Source organism: Providencia sp. PROV252 (assembly GCF_033676005.1).
GTDB lineage: Bacteria > Pseudomonadota > Gammaproteobacteria > Enterobacterales > Enterobacteriaceae > Providencia > Providencia vermicola.
In genome coordinates this window covers 4367616-4392664 of the sequence record NZ_CP096294.1, presented here as the reverse complement: position 1 = coordinate 4392664, position 25049 = coordinate 4367616, and the positions used below count along the sequence as shown (strand labels likewise).

Sequence of the window (25049 nt, the reverse complement as noted above, 5' to 3'; positions counted from 1 at the left end):
AATTTAAGCCTGTTCCGAGGATTTTGGGTTTTTGACGGATAATTTTTCTGCTTTGGTCTCTTCTTCACATACCATGCAAGGCAAGTGGCGACCGATTAATTTGCGATAACCGAAGGCTCCTAGCAGACCACCGACAATAGGCGCTGTCAATGGGACAAGGAAATAGGGAATGTCTCGACCACCCGTGAAGGCAATGTCACCCCATCCAGCGAGATAAGCGACAACTTTAGGGCCGAAATCACGTGCTGGGTTGAGGGCAAAGCCTGTCAGTGGACCAAATGAACCGCCGATAACCGCAATTAAGATACCAATTAATAGGGGGGCGAGAGGGCCGCGTGGCACACCGTTACCATCATCAGTTAAGCCTAAGATTAAGCAAACGAGGATGGCAGCGATGACGACTTCAATAAAGAATGCATGAAAGACGCTAATTTGCGGAGCGGGATATGTTGAGAACACCCCAGCGGTAAATAAGCTTTCTTGTGTGCCGCGGATAATATGGTGAACTTGTTCGTAATCGAAAAAAACAGGGGAATACATGGCGTAAACGAGTGCAGCGGCACAAAAGCCACCTAACATTTGCGCAATGATGTACGGCACAACTTTGCGCTTATCAAAGCATGCAAACAGCCAGAGAGCGAGGGTAACTGCAGGGTTAAGGTGGGCACCTGAAATACCTGCTGTGAGATAAACGGCTAAAGCGACGCCGAATCCCCAGATAACACTAATTTCCCAGAGGCCAAGTTGTGCCCCTGCGATTCTGACGGCGGCAACACAACCTAAACCAAAGAATACAAGTAGCGCAGTCCCTAAAAACTCCGAGATGCACTGACCAGTGAGTGATGTTGAGGTCATTTGGCTCATATGTTTCTATCCTACGAAAATGAAAATTATTGTAATGTTTTTTTAAGTTAAGATTTTCTAATGGAAAACCCTTATCTGTAAATTTATCGTTAAAGAACATAAACGAGAAATATCGAAATTGAAAATTGTGTGTTACATCACTAAAGCGAACAAAAACAAACAAAAATAGTGATGTAATCGACCTTTGCTATGTGATCAGACCAGTGTTTTTATCATCACAATGTACTGATTCAGATGGAAGGAGCTGGACACAGAGGATCATGCTACTTACAATCGTGTAAAAGCTGATAAGGGAGACCAGAAACATGTCATTTGAAGTATTTGAGAAGCTCGAATCCAAAGTTCAACAAGCGATTGATACAATTACCCTGTTACAAATGGAAATCGACGAATTAAAAGATAAAAACGGTGCATTAAGCCAAGAGTTAGAAACTGCAAAATCAGGGACCGATTCACTCGTGCGTGAAAATGAACAATTGAAGCAAGAACAGCAAGCTTGGCAGGAGCGTTTACGGACTTTGCTAGGTAAGATGGAAGAAGTGTAATTTCTCGTCATACTTCGCGTTGTAGGGGTGTTGGCTTCGTCTCTTCGCCCTAGTCACATACTTATGTATGCTCCTAGGGTCTTATCGACTTGCCGCCTACCTACAACACGAATTATTTAGAGAAATGTTTGTTATACCTCACGTTGTAGAGCGCTGGCTTCGTTTGGATACCCGAATCACATACTTATGTATGCTCATCGGGATATCCTTCACTTGCCGCCTACCTGTGACTCGAATTATTTTGGAGTATGTTTTCTGAGATATGTGAAAAGTGAGTGAAAAAACAGAAAGCGGAAGGCAGAACAAAAAAGAAAAAGGCAGATATTCGAATCTGCCTTTTTTTATTGAATTTGGTGAGGCTTATTCGTCGAATTCATTCTCTGTAGTTTCTTGAGTGAGCGGTTCTTCAGACAAAATCATGCCAGTATTATCCGCATACAGATAATCACCTGAGAAGAACGTAACACCACCAAAATTAACACGGATATCGCTTTCGCCGATACCTTCATCAGGGCAGCCCGCAGGCATCGCAGCGATAGCTTGGATCCCAAGGTCAAGTTCCATCAGGGCATCAACTTGGCGCACGGCACCGTAAACTACAATGCCTTCCCAGTGGTTATCGACAGCTAACCTTGCCACTTCGGCATCGATTAGTGCTTTACGGACAGAACCGCCACCATCAACGAGCAGAATACGACCAGCGCCTTCTTCTTCCAGCAAATCATACAGGAGGCCGTTATCTTCAAAGCACTTCACTGTAATGATTTGACCGCCAAATGAAGTACGTCCACCAAAGTTGGAGAAAAGAGGTTCTACCACGTTAACGCTTTCTTGGTATATATCGCAGAGTTCGGAAGTATCATATTTCATAGGATTTAGGTCTTTTTTTGCTGCAAGAGGATGCCAGTATATCCCTTTTGATCTGTACTTGGCAAAATTCCCCGCCTAAAAATAGGCGGAAAAAGTCAAAAAATGGTCAAATAACGCAGGTTATTTACTCATTACCACGCCAACAGCGAATAACACGTTCGTCACAAGGGCGGCTTTAACCATGTTCTCAAGAAGCGGGCGCATCCCTTCGGGGGTGGGGTCGGTCAGGACACGGCGAAGGTGATTGAGCAATATTGGGACTGCGAATAAGAATAACCAACCACTCCAGCCTGATAAGTAAATCAACTTGAACAGCACTAAACATAAAATAGCCACAATAATAATAATGGCATGGTAAATACGTGCACCTTGTGGCCCTAAACGAACCGCTAAGGTATTTTTTCCTGCTTTGATGTCGTTCTCAATATCACGCATATTGTTGATATTTAATACGGCGACAGAAAGTAGGCCACATGCGGTAGCAGGTAAGACGGTGATGATGTTGAATGTATTCGCTTGCAAATAATAGGTGCCAATCACACTTAGCCAACCAAAGAAAATTAAGACGGAGATATCACCTAACCCCAGATAACCATAGGGTTTTTTGCCCACGGTATAGGTAATCGCGGCCACAATCGCCACGAGGCCTAGCGCAAGAAAGCCAAAGGCATCTTCAGGCTTTTCGCAGGCGACAATAATCAGTAATAACCCTGATAGGCAGGCTGCGGTAATATTGAGTTTCAGCGCTTTTTTCATATCCGCTTGGGTAATCACCCCTTTTTGCATTCCGCGCAGTGGCCCAATGCGTTCAGCGGTATCCGACCCTTTTACGGCATCGCCGTAATCATTCGCGAGGTTTGATAAAATCTGGAGTAAGCCTGCTGTAATTAGCGCAAGCAAGGCGACTGGCCATTTGAAATGACCTGTCAGGTAGGTGAGTGCAGAGCCAGTGACAATGGCGATAACCCCAAGAGGCAGGGTTTTAGGGCGAAGACTTTCAATCCAAGCTTGTTTACGACTTATTGTTGTGGATGTCGGCTGCATGCAGTTACCTATAATTCAAACTCTTTGAGATACGTTCTTAAAAATGTAATAACCCACCGCATGAAGAAATACCAGAGTATATTCAATGCAATGGGCTGAATATTTCATAGAAAAAGTGCAGCGATAAAAGCTGCACTTTAGTCGATGTATATTAAGGATACATGAAAACCTGATAATTAATAAGATTATAAAATAAATCTACTCAAGTCTTCGTCCGCAACCAGCTCATCTAAGTGCTGTTTCACGTATTGCGCATCAATTTGGATGGTTTGGCCATTACGGTCGCTTGCATCAAAAGAGATGTCTTCCATTAAACGCTCAAGCACTGTGTGCAGGCGGCGTGCACCGATGTTTTCGGTAGACTCATTGACCTGCCATGCAGACTCAGCAATCTTACGAATACCGTCAGCAGTGAACTCAATATTTACCCCTTCAGTGGCCATCAGTGCTTTATATTGTTCCGTTAAAGAGGCATTTGGCTCCGTTAATATCCGCACGAAATCTTCCGTGGTCAACGCTTGCAATTCAACGCGAATTGGCAAACGGCCTTGTAATTCAGGAATTAAATCCGATGGGCTAGAGACTTGGAAGGCACCAGAGGCAATAAACAGGATATGGTCGGTTTTTACCATACCGTGTTTAGTCGAAATGGTACAACCCTCGATGAGTGGCAGTAAGTCACGTTGTACCCCTTCACGAGAGACATCTGGACCTGAACTTTGCCCACCGCGTTTACAGATTTTGTCGAACTCATCGATAAACACAATACCGTTTTGCTCAACGGCTTCGATGGCTTGTTCTTTTAACTCTTCAGGGTTAACTAACTTAGCGGCTTCTTCTTCCACCAGCAACTTGAACGCTTCTTTGATTTTCATCTTACGCGGTTTTTGTTTTTGCCCTGCGAGATTTTGGAACATCGATTGCAGCTGGTTGGTCATCTCTTCCATACCTGGAGGTGCCATAATCTCAACACCCATCGGTGACGCAGCGACTTCAATCTCAATTTCTTTATCGTCTAACTGTCCTTCGCGTAATTTTTTACGGAAAGTTTGGCGTGCTGGCGAATGCTCATCTGCAGGCTCCGTTTGTCCCCAGTTATTTTTTGCTGGTGGGATCAACACATCCAGAATACGTTCTTCTGCCATTTCTTCCGCACGGTAGCGGTTTTTTTCAATAGATTGCAAACGCACCATTTTTACTGCGGAGTCAGTTAAATCACGAATGATTGAGTCGACTTCTTTACCCACATAACCTACTTCAGTAAATTTGGTGGCTTCAACTTTAATAAATGGCGCGTTGGCTAATTTAGCTAAGCGGCGGGCAATTTCAGTTTTACCTACCCCTGTTGGGCCAATCATCAAAATATTTTTAGGCGTGACTTCATGGCGTAACACTTCGTTTAACTGCATGCGGCGCCAGCGGTTACGCAGAGCAATGGCAACAGAACGTTTGGCTTTATTTTGGCCAATAATATGATTGTCGAGTTCGCTGACAATTTCGCGTGGAGTCATTTCGGACATGCTAACAATCCTTATGATTTTGAAGAAATTTCTTCAAAGTTGACATTATGGTTGGTGTAAATACAGATATCGCCTGCAATGGCGAGTGCTTTTTCAGCAATTTCTTTTGCGCTTAAATCTGTATTTTCTAACAGTGCGCGTGCAGCAGATTGTGCATATGGGCCACCAGAGCCAATAGCGATTAAATCATTTTCTGGCTGAACGACATCACCATTACCCGTGATGATGAGGGAGGTATGTTCATCTGCTACGGCAAGCAGTGCTTCTAGTTTGCGCAGCATACGGTCTGTACGCCAATCTTTAGCGAGTTCTACGGCCGCTTTGGTTAAATGGCCTTGGTGCAGTTCGAGTTTGCGTTCGAACAATTCAAAAAGCGTGAATGCGTCTGCGGTGCCACCGGCAAATCCGGCAATGACTTTGTCATTATAGAGACGGCGAACTTTGCGGACATTGCCTTTCATGACGGTATTACCCATCGTCGCCTGTCCATCACCACCAATTACGACCTGGCCATTACGGCGAACACTTACGATTGTTGTCATGAGTTAGCCCCTGGTTTTATTACAAAAAAATGCAGTTGAGTTTTATTTTCAAGAGATAAAACCCAAGTGATAGTTGTTGATTAGCTATCACTTGGATTAGGTTAAAGATAAAAACAACCGCTCATGAGTGCGTTAAAACAGTAGATGGGGTGGGGGATGGGGTTTTTCAACCCCCTGATGCACGAAGAATACAACCTGAAACGCCAACACCTGCTGCGCGGTCACGCATTTTCTCTGCAGTTGACTTGGAATAAGGGCCAAGAACAATTCGATGCCAGCCACCACCCGCAGTCACGCGGCTTTCAATCCCTGCAAAAGCTAAAGTGGCGCGAACAGACTCCGCTTGGTCAGCGGTACGGAATGAGCCACATTGTACCAACATGTTTTGCATGCTATTTGCGGGCTTTGGCTCCGCAGGTGTTGCAGGTTGTACAGGGGCAATTGGCGCAGTAGGGCGAGTTTCTGGTTTTGGCTCAGCATTCACCACGGGTTTACGTTGAACAGGCTCAATAGGTTGAGCGCGCTCATTGATAATCACTTGAGAACGAGGAACAGGTTTGCCGTTGGACGGCACTTCTTGCAAATTCGTGACGGGTTGGCGTCTATCTGAATCCATTTGCTCTAATAATTGGCGTTGTTCAGGGGTTAAGTCTGAAGGGCGCAGAATATTATTACCCGAGCTAGGTTGCTGGGTATTTGGCAAATCAACGCCACGGCGTTCTAATTCTTTAATATAGCGCCAGCGCTCTTCAGGTTTGGGGGGAAGCGTGCTGCCTGCAGGAGCTGAAGGTGTAACAACTTGCGGCTGCGGCGCATCCTTTTTGTTGTGGGTGATATAAAACAGGCCACCAACAAATAGCACAACAATTGCCACCGCAACAACCAGCGTGGTCATTGGTAGACCTTGTGCTTTTTTTGATTTCCCTTTGCCTTTTTTACGGGCGGATGACCGCCCACGAGCTACATAATCTTTTTGTGCCACGCTATTAATTCACTAGTTATCAATCGTTAGTCATCATCTGGATTAACATGTTACTTAACCTGAACAATTTTGACTAGCTTTTAGGCGCTTTTGTGCTCTCTCTGATGATTAAATCAGAATCTAGGAGACGTGAACCTGGTGTAACGTTGTTGCCATGGATTTGTTCAAGTAGCAATTGCATTGCATGATGACCAATTTCCGCGCGAGGTTGGTTAATTGTTGTTAACGCAGGTAAGGTATATTTTGCTTGTTCTAAATTATCAAATCCAACAAAAGATAAATCATCTGGCAGAGTTAACCCCATCTTTTTGGCTTGCCACATTGCGCCAATAGCCATGATATCACTGTGGCAAAAAATCGCAGTTGGTGGTTCAGGGAGAGATAACAGTGTTTTCACGGCTTCAGCGCCACCCTCATGTGTAAAGTCACCACGAATAATATAGTCATCACGCAATTTTTCCCCTGTTCTCAACATCGCTTTTTTGTAGCCTTCTAAACGATACTGGCTAAGTGGCATATGCGATGGCCCTGCAATACACGCAATCAGCTTGTGGCCTTGTTTTTGAAGGTAATGGGTGGCATTAAATGCTGCTGTTAAGTTGTCAATGTGTACAGTCGGTAGTTTTAATTCAGGGGCGAATTCATTCGCCATCACAATAGGGGGTAAGTTTTTTTGTTCTTCAGTCGAAATATCGAACGGGATATTTGAGCCTAATAACACCATGCCATCGATTTGTTTGGTGATTATTAGATTAATAAAGGCATTTTCCTGTTTTTCTTGGTGTTTGCAGTCACCAATCAACACAAAGTAGCCTTCTTGTGCGGCAATTTCTTCAATGCCACAGACCACGTCACTAAAAAACGGGTCACGAATATTGGGAACTAACACCAAAATGGTTTTTGATTCATTGCGTTTATAGCTTCTTGCTAAGTTATGAGGATAGTAGCCAACATCCATAACCGCTTGTTCGACTTTTTGGCGGGTCTGTAAGGAGACCTTTTCAGGGTTCATTAATGTTCTGGAGACCGTCGCTGTCGAAACGCCCGCGGCACTAGCAACATCTTTCATTGTTGCTGTGTTATTGTGTTTTTTACTTTCCACAACGCCTTCCTTAGATTGATTTAATCGTTTGCTTTTTTTTGAATGGCGCAAGCACGTCATTATTTATGATTAGAAGTTATTCTAATTGGATTCTCAATAATATCTGTTACCTAGTTTGCATAAAAAGTGTGACATGCGTCATTTTTTAGAGCTGCTTCGCAAATTTCAAAAATAATTTAGGATGCAAAAAGATAGGTGAAACTCAATCTGTTCGAAATTCACACAAAAAATGATATTTATGCAAAAAAAGTAGATAGCTCATAATATCAATAAACTGAACGCCAAGAGACGAAGAACGACTGATAGAATAATCAGGGTAAAATAAAATACCCCTTTAAATATCGGTCATGCTTTAGCCGTCTGTTGGGTCGACATCTACATTCCATTTTACTTTGCGACTTTCTGGCTGCTTAAGAATTTCAGGGAGTAACTGCGCCATAAATTGTTGTAAATAAGGGCGAGAAGGGTGCTGTAACAGCAGTTGCCAGCGGAAACGACCGCCACGTTTTGCTTGAATCGACGGAGATGGCCCTAAAATCCATAGCTTAGCATCGCTTTGTGGGTGCTCTGTGATGTACTGACGGACATTTTGTAAGAACTGTCGTGAGTCCTGGTTATTATGATCTTCTGAGCGGATCAAAATATGGTTGGTATAAGGTGGGAGCATTGCTACACGGCGTTCTTCCATCGCTTCTTGAGTAAATGCGTTATAGCCGTTTTCCAATAAGGTTAATAGTAAAGGGTGTTCAGGGTGGTGAGTTTGTAAAAGTACTTCCCCTTGTTTACCCGCACGACCTGCACGACCTGAAACCTGCACATACAGTTGAGCAAAACGCTCTGCGGCGCGAAAATCACTGGAAAAGAGGGCACCATCGACATCCAGTAATGCGACTAGCGTAACATCAGGAAAATGATGGCCTTTGGCTAACATTTGCGTACCAATTAAAATGCGAGCTCCGCCCTCGTGGACTTGGTTCAAGTGTTGTTCAAGTTCCCCTTTACGGCTTGTTGTATCTCGGTCAATGCGTGTGACAGGGGTATTAGGGAATAGCTCCGATATCCCTTCTTCGAGTTGTTCCGTTCCCATGCCAACGGGAACTAAATGGGTTGAGCCGCATTGTGGGCATTGGCGAGGAACGGGGCGCTGGCTATCACAGTGGTGGCAGCGTAACTGGTGGAAGTTTTGGTGCAACGTATAGTAGTGATCGCAGCGTTGGCACTCAGCAATCCAACCACATTCATGGCAAATCAGCGCAGGGGAGTAGCCGCGGCGATTTAAAAACAAAATCACCTGATTATTTTGTGCTAGATGCTCTTTAATGTGTTGGATAAGCAAGTGTGAAAGACCAAACTTCAACGGTTGGCCTTTTAAATCAATTAAATGCTGTGTAGCAGGGCGTGCATTTCCTGCGCGGATAGTCAGATTTAGTTGGCGATATTTTTGTTGCTTCACATTGAGTAAGGTTTCGAGTGAAGGGGTTGCAGTGCCCATCACTATTGGGATGTTATTTTTTTTCGCTCTAAAAACGGCCAAATCCCGTGCGTGATAACGCCAGCCATCTTGTTGTTTGTATGAATTGTCGTGTTCTTCATCAATAATAATGATGCCGAGGTTGGCAAATGGCGTAAAAAGGGCAGAGCGCGTACCAATGATAATGGCGGTTTGGCCTAATTTAGCGCGTAACCAGACGGCTAAGCGTTCGCTATCATTAAGAGCGGAATGTAGCACATCCACAGGGGCTTTAAACCGTTCGCGAAAGCGGTTAATCGTTTGTGGCGTTAAACCAATTTCAGGCACCAGGACGAGCGCTTGTTTTCCTTGTGCCAGCACATTTTCTAGCACACTCAAATAGACTTCTGTTTTCCCTGAGCCCGTGATACCTGCTAGTAACCAAGGCGAAAACTCATCGTCTTGAGCACGTATCGCCCCGACAGCTGTAGCTTGTTCACTATTAAGACGTAACCGTTCACCGCACACTTCAAAAGTGGATTGCCATTTTTCGGCAGTCGGTTGCACAGGATGTAGTTCGACATACTCTTTCTTTTTAAGGGATTGTAGCGCGCTTTCACTGATTTCAAGCTCACTAACTTGATGGCGATAAACCGCGCGGCGTTTGAGGAGTGCTAGCGCTTGTTGCTGTTTGGGCGATCGCTTAAATTCATTGAGATCGGCAGCGCTTCCCGTTTTAGTGACTTGCCATTGCCAGATTGGCGTAAATTCAGCGGCTTTCCCTTGGCGCAGTAATATTGGTAAGGCATGAAAGAGAACCTCGCCTATCGGGTAATGGTAATATTGAGAAGACCACAGTAAGAGCTGCCACACATCATCAGGAAACAGTGTTTGTGTGTCGAGAACCAGTTCGATGGTTTTTAGCTGATCTTCTGTAAACTCGCTTTTATCGCTATGTTTGACCACAATACCAAGGGCTTGGCGTTTACCAAATGGTACCATCACACGGCTCCCCACAACAGGAAGAGGCATGTTATCTGGCAGTCGATAATCAAAAGTGCGGTTTAAAGGAACAGGTAAAGCCACCTGAACGACGATCATAACTGGGTTTCCGTCTATTTTTTATGCGATGATAACAATAATATTTCACTAGAGTATCACAAAATTTACTCGGTTTTCATTGCGTGATAAACAGAATTTCTGTATGATCCGCCGCCTTTGGTACTTAATTTTACCAATACGTAAATTCAATCAACACGACGTGTGGTGTCCGGCGTTAGGGCTGGAATGGCGACACGGCCTTAATAGAGGTTCTCCCATGAAAAAAGGTATTCACCCTAAATACGAAGAAGTTACTGCAACTTGTTCTTGCGGTAATGTAATGAAAATTAATTCAACTGCTGGTCACTCGCTGAACCTGGACGTTTGTGGTAACTGCCACCCGTTCTATACTGGTAAACAGCGTGATGTTGCAACTGGTGGTCGTGTTGATCGCTTCAACCAACGTTTCAGCATCCCAGGTTCTAAAAAATAATCGAACTTGTGAAATGCGAAAAAAAGGGAAACTCAGTTTCCCTTTTTTAATGCCTAAAATAGGCGTTTCTTGTTTTTAACCGAATAAATTAGAAACGGTTAAGCATGACGAACATGCCATCATTACTACGGGCTTATACTTTAGACTTGAGTGTATCGCCATCGTCGTTATAACTGACATCAGATTTACCCGCGTCTAAGAAGCGATAGCTTATTATCTATCGCTTACGGCACGGAGCCGGTGCGTATTGCGTATCTGCTGGGAACGGATTGGCTTCACAATCAGGTAATTCTTCACGGACTTCAAAAAGTGCAAAACCAATGACGCCAATATTTCGTTCATCGCCTTGGGCATTTTGATTCACATAGGACTCTTGCGGAGCGGCAAAACGGAATGCGGCGACTTGGTCTTGGCTTTTACGGAAGCCTTCAATAGTCACTTCACTTCTAGGGCGAATTAAATATCCACTATTTTGATAAGAACCTGTGCGGCCATTTAATACATCAATGCCATCGACGCTTGTCACCACTTCATAAATCCGATTTCTATCGGTATTTTTGATGGTTAATTGGTAACGTTGGCCTTCTTGAGCAGGCAAAATATATTGCCCTTGGTTATTACGGTACATTGGCATTTTACGACCACGTTCATCTGTCACCTGAATTTCGACGGGAGATAACGCGATATAGCTCATGGTTTGAAGATGGTTAGGAACTCGTTCGCCACGGTAATAGATAGCAGCAGTATCAAAAGGCGTGTTGGTTAAGCGTGTGGCATTAACGGTGGTAACCGCAGAATTGACATCTTCCCCCCATTTTGTCCCAAGTTTTTTCGCTGAAGATTGGGAGGCTGCGACATCTTTATTGTCTTGGAATTCCGCATATGGGCGATTCCCACACCCCGCGGTGACCAGTAACATACCGCTTAGTAGCCCAATTAAAGCCAGATTGTATTTATTCATTGCACTATCCTTCGTGATTTTAACTATTAGCTATGGCTATGGATTAATACTCGAAAGTGTAGAACGTGGGAGTGAATAAAGCCTGAGGGGGATTCTGAATTGAAAATAATTCAGAAGAATCTAGCCCATTTTTTATCTAGGAAACGGCACTACGCCACAGAGATTGTGGCGTAGTACGGGTATTTGGAATGCGTAAGTGCAATTCGTAAGAATTAATATTCCCACGTTTCTGGGTCAATACCCAATTCGCGCATAATTTCTTTTGCGGCTTCTGGGATCTCGTCATTGCGTTCTTTACGCAGATCTTCATCATTTGGCAGTGGTTGTCCAGTGAACGCATGTAAAAATGCTTCACACAGTAATTCACTGTTAGTGGCATGACGTAAGTTGTTAATCTGACGGCGAGTACGTTCGTCAGTTAAAATTTTGAGTACCTTTAACGGAATAGATACTGTAATTTTTTTTACTTGCTCACTCTTTTTGCCATGTTCAGCATACGGACTGACATATTCACCATTCCATTCAGCCATGAGATACCTTGGATATTTTCAGTAATAATAAAAAATAATATGCATATTCTTTTTAATAGAAACTTATTCTAAGCTCTAAATCGAGAATGCCTGCATATATGTTAGGCGCGACTTAATGTAGTTTAACACAAAATATTGCGTAAAATTAACGATCTAAGCCTACTTATGCGATTGACTATCAATTAACACATAATTATTAAGGCTGATTATTCCATTACTTGATATAAACGTAAAGAGGTTTAGACGTCTAGATATGTTGACGTCTAAATATCCAATGGGTATGATTTGGTCTATCACTGTTCAGGAGAAGCGTTTATGACTTACAAGCCGTCAACCATCGCAATTCATAATGGATTAAATGAAGACCAACAATTTGGTTGCGTAGTGCCTCCCATTTATTTATCCAGTACCTATAATTTTACTGACTTTAATGAGCCTCGGGCTCATGATTATTCACGTCGTGGCAACCCAGGACGTGATATTGTGCAAAAAACATTGGCACAGCTGGAAGGTGGTAGCGGAGCAGTGATGACAAATAGCGGTATGTCGGCGCTTCACCTAATATGTACTGTATTTTTGCGACCAGGAGATTTATTAGTCGCCCCACATGATTGTTACGGCGGCAGCTACCGTTTATTTAACAGTCTGCATGAACGCGGGGCATATCAAGTTCAGTTTGTCGACCAAAGTGATGAAACGGCATTAAAAGCGGCGTTGGCGAAAAAACCAAAATTAGTTCTTATCGAAACGCCAAGTAACCCGCTATTAAGAATTTTTGATATCCAGCAGATTACTCAGTTAGCCCATGAAGTTGGCGCATTGGTCGTGGTGGATAACACGTTTTTGAGCCCGATACTTCAGCAACCTATCTCGCTCGGTGCCGATTTTGTTGTGCATTCCTGTACAAAATATCTTAATGGTCACTCAGATATTGTGGCAGGGGTTGTGATTGCAAAAGAAGAGAAATGGGCAATAGAATTAGCGTGGTGGGCCAATAATATTGGCGTAACAGGCGGGGCGTTTGATAGCTATTTATTGTTGAGGGGCATTCGAACCTTGTCCCCGCGTATTTTACAGCAACAACAAAATGCACATGAAATCGTAAAATATCTTAAAGCTCAGCCTTTGGTCAAAAAATTGTATTATCCTGCACTGGAAGATCATCCAGGCCATGAAATTGCACTCAAACAACAAAAAGGGTTTGGGGCGATGTTAAGTTTTGAATTTGCAGGTGATGAGTCACAATTACGTCATTTCTTGCGTGCACTAAAGCTGTTTACATTAGCGGAATCATTAGGTGGGGTAGAAACATTGATTTCACATACAGCCACAATGACCCATGCAGGGATGTCAGCACAGGCGCGTTTTGAGGCAGGTATTACAGACAGTTTATTGCGTATTTCAGTCGGGATTGAAGATGTGCAGGATTTAATTGCAGATTTAGATCAAGCATTTAAGGTTGCGGCACAACGTTAGCGGAGTTTTTTGATGAGTGTACTAACAGCGGTTGAGGTGGCTCCTTGTCACCGTCAGTTACATAAGTTTGGGGGAAGTAGTTTAGCGGATGCAAAGTGTTATCAGCGGGTCGCAGCTATTATGGCAAACTATAGCCAACCCGATGATTTAATGGTGGTTTCTGCAGCTGGCAGTACAACTAATCAATTGATTAATTGGTTGAAATTGAGCCAAAGTGACCGTATTTCGGCTCATCAGGTACAGCAATCTTTACGTCGTTATCAGCTTGAGCTAATTGAAAATCTTTTGCCAGAAAAACAGGCAGAGACTTTAGGGCGGTTATTTATTCAAGACTTAGAGCGTTTAAGCGCTTTGCTTGATCATCCCGTTAATGATGCGGTTTATGCGGAAGTGGTTGGCCATGGTGAAATTTGGTCGGCACGCTTAATGGCGGAAGTACTCACACAAACTGGCATGCCAAGTGCTTGGTTAGATGCACGTCTATTTCTACGCGCTGAACGTGCTGCACAGCCACAAGTTGATGAAATAAAATCACGTTATTTATTACAGCAGCAGTTAACGCAATTACCTAATCGCCGTATTGTTGTGACTGGGTTTATCTCGCGTAATCAGCAGGGTGAAACAGTTCTATTGGGGCGCAATGGGAGTGATTATTCGGCGACCCAAGTGGGAGCATTGGCAGATGTGGCAAAAGTCACAATTTGGAGTGATGTTGCAGGGGTGTACAGTGCGGACCCTCGTAAAGTGAAAGATGCCTGTTTGCTGCCCTTATTGCGCCTTGATGAAGCAAGTGAATTAGCGCGTTTAGCGGCTCCTGTTTTACATACACGTACTTTACAGCCTGTTTCTGTAAGCAATATTGATTTGCAACTTAGGTGTAGTTACCAGCCAGAGCAGGGCTCTACAAAAATTGAACGCGTTTTAGCCTCTGGTGCAGGGGCAAAAATTGTCACAAGCCATGATGATGTCTGTTTGATTGAGCTGCGTATTGCAGCAGGTCGTGATTTCAAACAAATTTGCAAAGATGTGGACTTACTGCTCAAACGCGTTCAGTTACGTCCACTTGCGCGGGGAATTCACGATGACCGTGCGTTAATTCAATTGTGTTATACCTCTGAAATTGTCGAAAGTGCGCTAAATGTTCTCGAAGAAGCGGCTTTACCAGGGGCATTATCGTTACGGGAAGGTTTTTCTTTAGTCGCTTTAGTTGGCGCAGGTGTTTGCAAAAAACCACTACATAGCCATCGTTTCTATGAAGAGCTTAAAGGCCAGCCTGTCGAATTCATTTGGCATTCAGAAGATGCCATTAGTTTGGTTGCAGTGCTGCGAACTAATCAAACTGAGCACCTGATCCAAGGTATGCACCAAAGCTTGTTCCGCGCCGAAAAACGTATTGGCTTAGTGTTATTTGGTAAAGGGAATATTGGCGCACGTTGGTTAGAGCTTTTCGCGGCAGAACAACCGAATATCTCTGCTCGCAGTGATTTCGATTTTGTGTTGGCAGGTGTGGTGGATAGTCGTCGCAGCTTATTGAATTATCAAGGTATCGACCCAAGTCGTGCATTAGCCTTTTTTGACGATGAAGCCATTGAACATGCAGACGACAACTTATTTCTTTGGATGCGTTCCCATCCTTATGATGACTTAGTGGTTTTAGATGTTACAGCCAGTGAGGCATTAGCTGAAAGCTATATAGATTTTGCCAGTTATGGCTTCCATGTGATCAGTGCCAACAAAATCGCTGGGGCGGCACAAACAGAGCAATATCGCCAAATTCGTGACGCCTTTTCAAAAACAGGTCGCCACTGGTTGTATAACGCGACTGTAGGTGCAGGGTTACCCATCAACTACACAGTGCGTGACTTGAAAGAAAGTGGAGATGGAATACTGGCGATTAGCGGTATTTTCTCGGGGACGTTGTCTTGGTTATTTTTGCAATTTGATGGCTCAGTACCGTTTAGCGAACTTGTCGAGCAAGCGTGGCAGCAGGGTTTAACTGAACCTGACCCACGAATTGACCTTTCTGGGCAAGATGTGATGCGTAAATTGATTATTTTAGCACGTGAGGCGGGTTATGATATTGAACCCGATGAAGTACGTGTTGAATCATTAGTACCAAAACAAGCACAGACAGGTTCTTTGGATGAGTTTTTCGAAAACAGCGCGGTGATCAACGAGCAAATGCAACAGCGTTTAGAAGCGGCACAAGAACTAGGGTTAGTGCTGCGTTATGTGGCTCGGTTTGATGCAGTGAAAGGGAAAGCGAAAGTGGGTGTGGAAGCGGTAAAACCAGACCACCCATTGGCCTCATTATTGCCAGGCGATAATGTATTTGCTATCGAAAGTCGTTGGTATCGTGATAACCCATTAGTCATCCGCGGCCCTGGTGCTGGACGCGATGTCACTGCTGGGGCAATTCAATCGGATTTAAACCGATTATCTCAATTGCTGTAGTTATTTTTTGTTTGTATTGGTGCTCTTATTTTTATAAAGAGCGCCAATGCATCCATGAAATTTTTTAATTCTCGCCATTTTTTCCCTTTTTTTATTCTGATGATTTAATTCTTCAACATTATTCATGTCTTAAAAGTGCTGAATCGACGATATATTGCGCTGAAACAATACTTAAATAAGAAAAATTAATAAAAATAAGGCTGTAATTAAATTTCAGAAAAATCCCCCAAAGCCATTTTTTTCTGATATGAATATACACTCAAGGGTAAATTTAGCGGGCTGCATCACAAAACGACAACTCTAACGCAGCCGACTGAAATTTTGTTACAGGAAACAGGTCGCAGTCTGTTAACCGTGCTTAGTGCGGGGATGCATTCTGCCAGAAGCACAAGGTCAGGAGTCTCATGAATCAGCAATATTCCGCAATGCGCAGTAATGTCAGTATGCTGGGTAAGCTACTCGGCGATACCATCAAGGAAGCACTAGGCGAGGACATACTTGATAAAGTTGAATCCATTCGTAAGCTTTCCAAATCCTCCCGTGCAGGTAATGAAGTTCAACGCCAAAAATTGTTGATGACATTACAAAACCTTTCGAATGATGAATTGCTTCCCGTTGCAAGGGCATTTAACCAATTTTTAAACCTGACTAACGTGGCTGAGCAGTACCACAGTATTTCTCCACACGGGGAAGCGGCAAGCAACCCAGTGGCACTGAAAAAATTATTCAGCCGCTTAAAAGACAAAAGTTTTACCGATAACGATATCCAAAAAGCGGTGGAGCAGTTATCCATTGAGCTGGTGTTAACCGCGCACCCAACTGAGATTGCGCGTCGTACTCTGATCCACAAATTGGTCGAGGTAAATAATTGCTTATCACAACTCGATCACGATGATATTGCCGACTATGAACGTAATAACATCATGCGCCGTCTGCGCCAATTAGTGGCTCAATCCTGGCATACGGACGAAATCCGTAAAATTCGCCCAACGCCAATTGATGAAGCAAAATGGGGATTTGCGGTTGTAGAAAATTCGTTGTGGGAAGGGGTTCCTGCGTTTTTACGCGAGTTTAACGAGCAACTGGAAGAGTCTATTGGGGCTGTTCTTCCTGTCGAAGCTAACCCAATCCGTTTTACATCATGGATGGGTGGCGACCGCGATGGTAACCCAAACGTAACAGCAGATGTCACTCGCCACGTCTTGCTATTAAGCCGTTGGAAAGCGGCAGATTTATTCCTCAAAGATATTCAGGTTCTAGTCTCTGAGTTATCCATGACGGAAGCCACACCTGAGCTGCGTGCGTTAGCAGGGGGAGATGATGTTGACGAACCTTATCGTCAGATCGCAAAAAACCTGCGTAGTCAATTATTCTCTACGTTAGAATATTTAGAACGTCGTGTGAAAGGCGAACAAGTTCTGCCACCTGCAGATCTGTTAACGGATAACGCCCAATTATGGGACCCGCTATACGCCTGTTATCAATCATTGATTGCCTGCAATATGAAAATTATTGCCAATGGTCAGTTGTTAGATACCTTACGCCGTATTCGCAGCTTTGGTTTACAACTGGTGCGTATCGATGTGCGCCAAGAAAGCACACGTCATACCGATGCGATTGCAGAACTTACTCAGTATTTGGGATTAGGCGATTATGCACAGTGGTCTGAGGAAGAAAAGCAGCAATTTTTATTAACAGAATTGCAGTCCCGCCGTCCATTGATCCCGCAAGATTGGCAACCAAGTGCTGAAACCCAAGAAGTGTTTGAAACGTGTCGCGTGATTGCGAAAGCGAAGAATGATTCCATCGCAGCCTACGTGATTTCAATGGCAAAAGTCCCTTCAGATGTTTTAGCAGTCAAATTATTGCTCAAAGAGGCGGGTGCTTCTATTCGACTGCCTGTTGCTCCGTTATTTGAAACCCTTGAGGACTTAAATAACGCACAAAGCGTCATGACAAAACTGTTAAGCATTGACTGGTATCGTGAGCTTATCGATGACCGCCAAATGGTGATGATTGGTTACTCAGACTCCGCGAAAGATGCGGGTGTGATGGCCGCATCATGGGCGCAATATCGTGCGCAAGATGCGTTAATTAAACTGTGTGAAAAAGAAGGTGTTACGCTGACGTTATTCCATGGCCGTGGTGGTACCATCGGTCGCGGCGGTGCACCAGCACATTCTGCATTACTGTCTCAACCACCAGGAAGTTTAAAGGGTGGCTTACGCGTGACTGAACAAGGGGAAATGATCCGCTTTAAATTCGGTCTACCACAAGTCACCATTAGCAGCCTTGCGTTGTATGCAAGTGCGATTTTAGAAGCGAATTTATTACCACCACCAGAGCCAAAAAATGAGTGGAAATCTGTCATGGATTCGCTGTCTGACGTTTCTTGTACTATGTACCGAGACTATGTGCGTGAGCAGCCAGACTTTGTCCCTTACTTCCGTGCTGCAACCCCCGAGCAAGAACTGGGTAAATTACCATTAGGCTCACGTCCAGCAAAACGTCGCCCGACGGGTGGTGTGGAAACCTTGCGTGCAATTCCATGGATTTTTGCCTGGACGCAAAACCGCTTAATGCTCCCTGCATGGTTAGGTGCTGGGGCGGCACTGAAACATGTAATTGAGCAAGAGGGCAAGCAATCTGTGCTTGATGAAATGTGGCAGCAATGGCCGTTCTTTAATACCCGAATTGCGATGTTAGAGATGGTGTATGCCAAAGCTGACCTGTGGCTGGCGGAATACTATGATCACCGTTTAGTGGAAGAGCGTTTGTGGCCATTGGGGCAAAAACTGCGTGACCAGTTATCGGATGATATTAAGAGTGTGCTGGCGGTATCGAAAGACGAAGCACTTATGGCGGATTTACCGTGGATTGCCGAGTCTATCGCCCTGCGTAACGTATATACCGATCCACTTAACGTGTTGCAGGCAGAATTACTGCACCGTTCTCGCCAACAAGAACACCCAGATCCACGTGTTGAACAAGCACTGATGGTGACTATTGCTGGTGTTGCGGCAGGGATGCGTAATACAGGTTAGTAGCGAGTTACCGATTTAGCTGAGAATTGAAAGGTTACCTATTAAGGTAACCTTTTTACTTTTTATTGATTTGCTTTCCATTGATCCCATTTTTCCCATTCATTTTTTGGTGTAATGAATTCACGGATTTCATCGTTGGATTTTAAACTAGCAATCTCCTTATTAGTTGCTTCTTCTTTAGCTAATTTAATTGGTTTGGGGTTGGTGGAATATACTGGGCCGCATTTAAATAGGAAGCCCTAATATCGCCATCAAGTGTGTAGCCACTGATTTTAGACGTCATGGCATCTTCAGTACCGTATTTTTTTGCGTGCTTGATTAAGCCTTCAGCAACGCCCTCTTTCCAAGGTGGCATATCGTAGTAAGGTACGGTACTTTTTAAGGATAAATACTCGCTGAGTGATTGAGCTTTGCTCATCATGTTCAATGAGTATAACTAAGTGGAATTAGAACGCTTTCATAAAGCAAGCAATGCCGTGATGTATTATCAAAAACGCATCACGACAATGAGGGATTAAGGCCTAACCCCTAAAGTATGGCAGATGGCATAGGTGAGCTCAGAACGGTTCAGTGTGTAAAAATGAAAATCTTTCACGCCTTCGCGGCTGAGGATCTTCACCATGTCCATCGCGATGGATGCCCCAACAAGGTTGCGGCTTTCTGGGTCATCATCTAACCCTTCATACATTCTGCTCATCCACGCAGGGATGCGCACGTTGGTCAGTTTGGCAAAACGCTCTAATTGGCGGAAATTGGACACAGGCAAAATTCCTGGCACTATTTCCACATCAATACCCGTTGCTACGCAGCGGTCACGAAAACGTAAATAGCTTTCGACATCAAAGAAAAACTGGGTGATAGCGCGATTAGCCCCTGCATCAATTTTCTTTTTCAGGTTAATTAAGTCAGCTTGTGCGCTTTTGGCTTCAGGGTGAACTTCAGGGTAAGCCGCGACTGAAATATCAAAATCGGCCTCGCCTTTTAATAACTCAACCAAATCTGTCGCATACATATCAGGTTTATGGCTGCTATCGGGAAAATCACCTCGTAAGGCAACGATATGGCGAATACCATTATTCCAATAGTCACGAGCGATAGATTTTAATTCATCTTTACTTGCGTCAATACAGGTTAAGTGTGGTGCAGCTACTAAGCCAGTTTTGTCTTTGATATCTTTAATGATGCTATGGGTTCTGTCCCGTTCGCCTGAGTTAGCGCCATAGGTAACAGAGACAAATTTAGGTTTCAGGTTTTTGAGCCGATCGATGGATTTCCAAAGCGTCTGCTCCATCTCTTCACTGCGAGGTGGGAAAAATTCGAATGAAACATTAATTTGGCCATCTAATTCAGCTAAATTTTGATTTAGCGCCTCGCGCTGATTCGCGTGAAAAAAACTCATACCCTGTAACCTCGCAATTAGCAGACTAACTATTATCTTTGTAAATTATTATATCCATGTATGCATCTATACGTTTAGACGTCTAAATAGAAATTACCAGATCGGTATCAATAGTCAATACTTAAATTAAATTATGTCGCTGATGTTTTTTCAGTCAGAACAGGAAAAAAATTCATGATAAAAAAACGCGACTCTTTTCAGCGTCGCGTGAGGTTGTTGACAAAGCAGGATAAAAGCGTGGTTTTTCCTGCTTTGTGTTATCAGCCAAAAATCAATGAATTGATTTTTCTCGTTTATTTTCAAAACCAATCCAACCTGCAGTCAAACCTAATCGGTTTGTCAGCAGTTTGACGCGACCCTTTTCAGCGTCGCGTTTATATGAGTGGCTAGTTAGATTTATTCGGTGAAACAGAAATGCTCAATCATTTGGCTAATTAATTGGCGAGTAGGTTCGATAAAGCGCATATCGATAAATTCATCGGGTTGATGAGCTTGTTCAATAGAACCTGGGCCGAGGACTAAAGTAGGGCAAAGTTCTTGAATAAATGGCGCTTCGGTACAGTAGTTCACGGTATCCGCTTTTTGACCCAGTAACTGCTCAATCACGGCGACCATTTTGTGGTCTGTCGGGCATTCATAACCTGGGATCGGTGGGTGCATTGACTCAATCGCCAAACGACCTGGCCATCTTGCCCGCACAGGTTCGAGGGCATCATTCAATAGCTCATCCAAATCTTGCAATGTCAGCCCTGGTAATGGGCGAATATCCATATGTAATTCACAGCAACCACAAATACGGTTCGCCGCATCACCGCCATGAATATGACCAAAGTTCATGGTGGGATAAGGGATCACGAAAGCTGGGTTATTAAAACGCTCTTTCAATGTGTTACGCAGCGTCATTAAATGAGAAATCGACTCATGCATTAGCTCAATGGCATTTACACCACGCTCAGGGTCACTTGAATGTCCCGATTGCCCCGTAATGCGGATAGCGTTAGATAAATGGCCTTTATGTGCACGTATCGGTTGTAATGAGGTTGGCTCACCGATAATGGCAAAATCAGGGCGCAGTGCTGTATTCGCTGCAAAGTAACGGGCTCCTGCCATCGAGGTTTCTTCATCGGCAGTCGCAAGGATATGCAGAGGGCGCTTGAGTTTGGCAAGATCCATATCGCGCAATGCATCGACAATAAAAGCAAAAAAGCCTTTCATGTCAGCAGTACCAAGACCGTAAAGCTTACCATCATGTTCAGTAAGCTCGAAAGGGTTTTTACTCCAACGTCCATCATCAAAAGGCACAGTATCGGTATGCCCACATAGCATCAGGCCGCCATTACCCTCTCCAATGGAAGCCAGCAGGTTATATTTATCACGTGTTTCCGGTACGGGCTGAATATTGACCGAAAACCCCAGAGTCTCTAACCATCCACCAAGGAGTTCCACAAGGGCTTTATTGCTTTGATCCAAATGAGAATCAGTTGCACTAATCGATGGAGTGGCAATTAATTGACGATAAATCTCAATAAATGCAGGTAATTTAATATTCACTGTTGACAGCCTTAATCCATAATAGTATCAATATTCATGCACTTTATTTGAATAAAAATACACATTAAACTGTTTGAGTCACGAGTACAAGGTAGAAAGCACATGTTGAACACACTCATTATCGGGGCTAGTGGCTATACTGGAGCAGAATTAGCCGCTTATTTGCAACGTCATCCTGAAATTAACCTTCAAGGGTTGATGGTATCGAAGCAAAGTGCCGATGCAAATAAATGTTTTTCTGATTTATATCCTCAGTATAAAGGCATTATTGACCTTCCTGTACAGCCATTAACTGATGTGGCTGAGGCGGCAAAAGGTATTGATGTTGTTTTCCTCGCCACGGCGCACGAAGTAAGCCACGATATCGCTCCGCAATTCCTTGAGGCAGGCTGTGTGGTATTCGATTTGTCGGGTGCTTACCGCGTTCAAGATCCTGCGTTCTACACGCAATACTATGGCTTTGAACATACAAATACCGAATGGTTAATGCAAGCAGTTTACGGTTTGGCAGAATGGCAAGCCGATAAAATTCGTCAAGCTCAATTAGTTGCAGTGCCGGGCTGTTACCCAACCGTTTCACAGCTCGCGTTAAAGCCGTTAATTGACGCAAAATTATTAGACAACAACATGTGGCCTGTTATCAATGCAACCAGTGGTGTGTCAGGGGCAGGGCGTAAGGCCTCAATGACAAATAGCTTCTGTGAAGTGAGCTTGCAGCCATACGGTATTTTCACTCATCGCCATCAACCTGAAATCTCCACACATTTAGGGCAAGAAGTGATTTTCACGCCGCATCTGGGCAACTTCTCAAGGGGGATCCTTGCCACTATTACATGCAAGGTGAAAGCAGGTGTTACGGCAGAGAAAATTGGCGAAACGTTTAAAGAAGCATATCAAAACAAACCATTGGTGCGTTTATATGATAAAGGCGTTCCTGCATTGAAATCGGTGGTCGGCACACCGTTTTGTGATATCGGTTATGTATTGAAAGGGGAACACCTGATTTTAGTCGGTACAGAAGATAACCTACTAAAAGGTGCCGCTGCACAGGCTGTACAGTGCATGAATATTCGTTTTGGTTTCAATGAAACTCAGTCATTACTTTAATAAGGACAACCCATGCAACCCTTAGTGATTAAATTGGGCGGTGTGTTACTCGATAGTACCGAAGCGTTAGAAAAACTTTTTACTGCCATTCAAACTTACCGCCAAACGCATAAGCGTGAGCTGGTAATTGTCCATGGTGGAGGCTGTCTAGTTGATGAATTAATGCAGAAACTGCAACTTCCTGTGGTGAAAAAGCAAGGACTGCGTGTCACACCCGCGGATCAAATTGACATTATTACGGGGGCTTTAGCGGGTACGGCAAATAAAACCTTACTGGCATGGAGCATCAAACACCAGTTGCCCGCGGTGGGGTTATCACTCGGTGACGGACAAAGTGCGGTTGTCACACAGTTAAATGACGAACTGGGTCATGTTGGGAATGCAAAACCAGGTGACGCCAAACTATTAAAATTGCTGCTTAGTGCGGGTTATTTGCCAATCATCAGTTCTATTGGGATCACTGCACAAGGTGAGCTGATGAATGTGAATGCAGACCAAGCCGCAACCGCTGTAGCCCAAGCACTCAATGCCGATCTGGTTTTATTGTCGGATGTCAGTGGCATTTTAGATGGTAAAGGCCAAAAAATTGATGAGATGACCACGCAAAAAGCGCAGAAACTCATCGACCAAGGAATTATTACAGATGGAATGATTGTTAAGGTGAATGCTGCATTAGACGCAGCTAACGCACTACAACGCTCCGTCGATATTGCAAGTTGGCGTCACGCAGAACAACTTCCTGAGCTGTTTAATGGTACAGCAATCGGAACTCGGATCTTGGCATCGTAATCGAGCCATACACATAAAAAATTAATTGAGCGGATAGGTACGTTATGAAAAAGGGCATTAAAAAGATTGTATTAGCATACTCTGGTGGTTTAGATACCTCGGCAATTATTCCATGGTTGAAAGAAAACTATGACGGTTGTGAAGTGGTTGCATTCGTTGCCGATGTGGGACAAGACAGGGAAGATCTCGTTGGTGTTGAGAAAAAAGCACTGCAATCAGGCGCATCAGAATGCTATGTCGTTGATTTACGTGAAGAGTTCATCAAAGAATATATCTATCCAGTATTAAAAACGGGTGCGTTATATGAAGGTAGCTATTTATTAGGCACATCAATGGCTCGCCCAATTATTGCGAAAGCACAAGTTGAAATCGCATTAAAAGTGGGTGCGGATGCCGTTGCTCACGGTGCAACGGGTAAAGGAAACGACCAAGTGCGTTTCGAAAGCACCTATACGGCGTTAGCGCCGCAACTGCAAGTGGTTGCACCATGGCGTGAGTGGGATTTGCGTTCTCGTGAAGCGCTGCTCGATTACCTGAAAGAGCGTAACATCCCGACAACAGCGAGTCTTGAAAAAATCTATAGCCGTGATGAAAACGCATGGCATATTTCCACTGAAGGTGGCGTATTAGAAAGCACATGGAATGCAGCCAACCAAGATTGCTGGGTATGGACTGTTGATCCGCAAGATGCGCCAGATGAAGCGGAACTGGTGACTGTTGGTGTGAAACAAGGCGAAGTGGTTTCTGTTAACGGTAAGGCATTGTCTCCTCTAGGGTGTTTAGAAGCACTGAACACGCTGGGTGCGAAACACGGTGTTGGCCGTATCGACATCGTTGAAAACCGTTTAGTCGGTATGAAATCTCGTGGTTGCTATGAAACCCCAGGAGGCACCATTATGATGGCTGCACTGCGTGGGATTGAGCAATTAGTATTAGACCGTGACAGCTACAAATGGCGTGAGCAGCTAGGTTTAGAAATGTCGTATGTGGTCTATGATGGCCGTTGGTTCGCGCCATTACGTCATTCATTACAAGCAGCGGCAGAGTCCTTAGCACAAGACGTCACGGGTGAAGTGGTACTGAAACTGTATAAAGGCCAAGTAACAGCGATTCAGAAAAAAGCGGATAAGAGTTTGTACTCTGAAGAATTTGCGACATTTGGTGAAGATGAAGTTTACGACCACAGCCACGCTGGTGGGTTTATCCGTCTTTATTCCCTGTCCTCACGTATTCGTGCGCTGAAAGAACAAAACAAAGCAAAATAAAGCTAATCGCAGTAACCCGG

General features: G+C 44.1%; 21 protein-coding genes. 8 read left to right on the top strand and 13 right to left on the bottom strand.

The window, feature by feature from the left end; translation table 11 throughout:
- Positions 1-3 precede the first annotated feature (3 nt).
- Positions 4-864 (bottom strand): MIP/aquaporin family protein, encoded by an 861-nt coding sequence (locus tag M1F05_RS20385; protein WP_206085966.1) that lies wholly within the window; start codon positions 862-864, stop codon positions 4-6.
- 305 nt (positions 865-1169) lie between these two features.
- Here M1F05_RS20385 and zapB point away from each other — a divergent pair, with 305 nt between their 5' ends.
- Entirely contained in the window at positions 1170-1409 is a 240-nt protein-coding gene (zapB, locus tag M1F05_RS20380; RefSeq protein ID WP_004265299.1) for a cell division protein ZapB, read from the top strand.
- Positions 1410-1769: 360 nt separating this feature from the next.
- Here zapB and rraA read toward each other — a convergent pair whose 3' ends face one another.
- From rraA to priA, 7 genes are all read right to left on the bottom strand, one after another.
- Positions 1770-2279, bottom strand: a complete 510-nt coding sequence (gene rraA, locus M1F05_RS20375; protein ID WP_206085970.1) for a ribonuclease E activity regulator RraA — start codon at positions 2277-2279, stop codon at positions 1770-1772.
- A gap of 120 nt (positions 2280-2399) precedes the next feature.
- Positions 2400-3323, bottom strand: coding sequence for a 1,4-dihydroxy-2-naphthoate polyprenyltransferase (locus M1F05_RS20370; protein WP_206085971.1), 924 nt, complete (start codon positions 3321-3323; stop codon positions 2400-2402).
- 185 nt (positions 3324-3508) lie between these two features.
- A complete protein-coding gene (gene hslU, locus M1F05_RS20365) occupies positions 3509-4843 on the bottom strand; it encodes an HslU--HslV peptidase ATPase subunit (protein WP_206085972.1) in 1335 nt (444 codons plus the stop codon).
- An 11-nt stretch (positions 4844-4854) separates the two neighbouring features.
- Positions 4855-5385 carry an ATP-dependent protease subunit HslV gene (hslV, locus tag M1F05_RS20360; RefSeq protein WP_004265304.1) on the bottom strand — a complete coding sequence of 177 codons (531 nt, stop codon included), beginning with the start codon at positions 5383-5385 and terminating at the stop codon, positions 4855-4857.
- A 166-nt stretch (positions 5386-5551) separates the two neighbouring features.
- Positions 5552-6367, bottom strand: a complete 816-nt coding sequence (gene ftsN / locus M1F05_RS20355; RefSeq protein ID WP_206085973.1) for a cell division protein FtsN — start codon at positions 6365-6367, stop codon at positions 5552-5554.
- Between the two features lie 73 nt (positions 6368-6440).
- Positions 6441-7469 (bottom strand): DNA-binding transcriptional regulator CytR, encoded by a 1029-nt coding sequence (gene cytR, locus M1F05_RS20350; RefSeq protein WP_206085974.1) that lies wholly within the window; start codon positions 7467-7469, stop codon positions 6441-6443.
- A 352-nt stretch (positions 7470-7821) separates the two neighbouring features.
- A complete protein-coding gene (gene priA, locus M1F05_RS20345; RefSeq protein WP_206085975.1) occupies positions 7822-10020 on the bottom strand; it encodes a primosomal protein N' in 2199 nt (732 codons plus the stop codon).
- A 217-nt stretch (positions 10021-10237) separates the two neighbouring features.
- On the opposite strand from priA, the gene rpmE reads away from it, so the two are divergent.
- Positions 10238-10453, top strand: coding sequence for a 50S ribosomal protein L31 (gene rpmE, locus M1F05_RS20340; protein ID WP_004265313.1), 216 nt, complete (start codon positions 10238-10240; stop codon positions 10451-10453).
- Positions 10454-10670: 217 nt separating this feature from the next.
- Here rpmE and M1F05_RS20335 read toward each other — a convergent pair whose 3' ends face one another.
- Positions 10671-11414, bottom strand: a complete 744-nt coding sequence (locus M1F05_RS20335) for a hypothetical protein (RefSeq protein ID WP_206085976.1) — start codon at positions 11412-11414, stop codon at positions 10671-10673.
- Positions 11415-11626: 212 nt separating this feature from the next.
- Positions 11627-11944, bottom strand: a complete 318-nt coding sequence (gene metJ / locus M1F05_RS20330; RefSeq protein WP_004265315.1) for a met regulon transcriptional regulator MetJ — start codon at positions 11942-11944, stop codon at positions 11627-11629.
- 315 nt (positions 11945-12259) lie between these two features.
- Between metJ and metB the strand changes: the two genes are divergently transcribed.
- The 3 genes from metB to ppc all read left to right on the top strand — a co-directional run bounded on the left by metB (position 12260) and on the right by ppc (position 18918).
- Entirely contained in the window at positions 12260-13420 is a 1161-nt protein-coding gene (metB, locus tag M1F05_RS20325; protein ID WP_206085977.1) for a cystathionine gamma-synthase, read from the top strand.
- A gap of 12 nt (positions 13421-13432) precedes the next feature.
- On the top strand, positions 13433-15874 hold the full coding sequence (locus M1F05_RS20320) for a bifunctional aspartate kinase/homoserine dehydrogenase II (RefSeq protein ID WP_206085978.1): 2442 nt from the start codon (positions 13433-13435) through the stop codon (positions 15872-15874).
- Positions 15875-16278: 404 nt separating this feature from the next.
- Positions 16279-18918: a phosphoenolpyruvate carboxylase gene (gene ppc, locus M1F05_RS20315; protein ID WP_206085979.1), complete on the top strand. Its 2640-nt coding sequence runs from the start codon at positions 16279-16281 to the stop codon at positions 18916-18918.
- A gap of 181 nt (positions 18919-19099) precedes the next feature.
- On the opposite strand, the gene M1F05_RS20310 is transcribed toward ppc, so the two are convergent.
- The 3 genes from M1F05_RS20310 to argE all read right to left on the bottom strand — a co-directional run bounded on the left by M1F05_RS20310 (position 19100) and on the right by argE (position 21868).
- Positions 19100-19336: a hypothetical protein gene (locus M1F05_RS20310; protein WP_206085980.1), complete on the bottom strand. Its 237-nt coding sequence runs from the start codon at positions 19334-19336 to the stop codon at positions 19100-19102.
- Between the two features lie 96 nt (positions 19337-19432).
- Entirely contained in the window at positions 19433-20317 is an 885-nt protein-coding gene (metF, locus tag M1F05_RS20305; protein WP_206085981.1) for a methylenetetrahydrofolate reductase, read from the bottom strand.
- Between the two features lie 396 nt (positions 20318-20713).
- A complete protein-coding gene (argE, locus tag M1F05_RS20300; protein ID WP_206085982.1) occupies positions 20714-21868 on the bottom strand; it encodes an acetylornithine deacetylase in 1155 nt (384 codons plus the stop codon).
- Between the two features lie 102 nt (positions 21869-21970).
- Here argE and argC point away from each other — a divergent pair, with 102 nt between their 5' ends.
- Genes argC through M1F05_RS20285 form a run of 3 tightly spaced genes read left to right on the top strand, consistent with a single transcriptional unit; the run spans position 21971 to position 25029 of the window.
- Entirely contained in the window at positions 21971-22975 is a 1005-nt protein-coding gene (argC, locus tag M1F05_RS20295) for an N-acetyl-gamma-glutamyl-phosphate reductase (RefSeq protein WP_206085983.1), read from the top strand.
- Between the two features lie 12 nt (positions 22976-22987).
- On the top strand, positions 22988-23764 hold the full coding sequence (gene argB, locus M1F05_RS20290; RefSeq protein WP_206085984.1) for an acetylglutamate kinase: 777 nt from the start codon (positions 22988-22990) through the stop codon (positions 23762-23764).
- Between the two features lie 44 nt (positions 23765-23808).
- The gene (locus M1F05_RS20285) at positions 23809-25029 is read left to right on the top strand and encodes an argininosuccinate synthase (protein WP_206085985.1); all 1221 of its coding nucleotides are present in this window, start codon (positions 23809-23811) and stop codon (positions 25027-25029) included.
- Positions 25030-25049 lie beyond the last annotated feature (20 nt).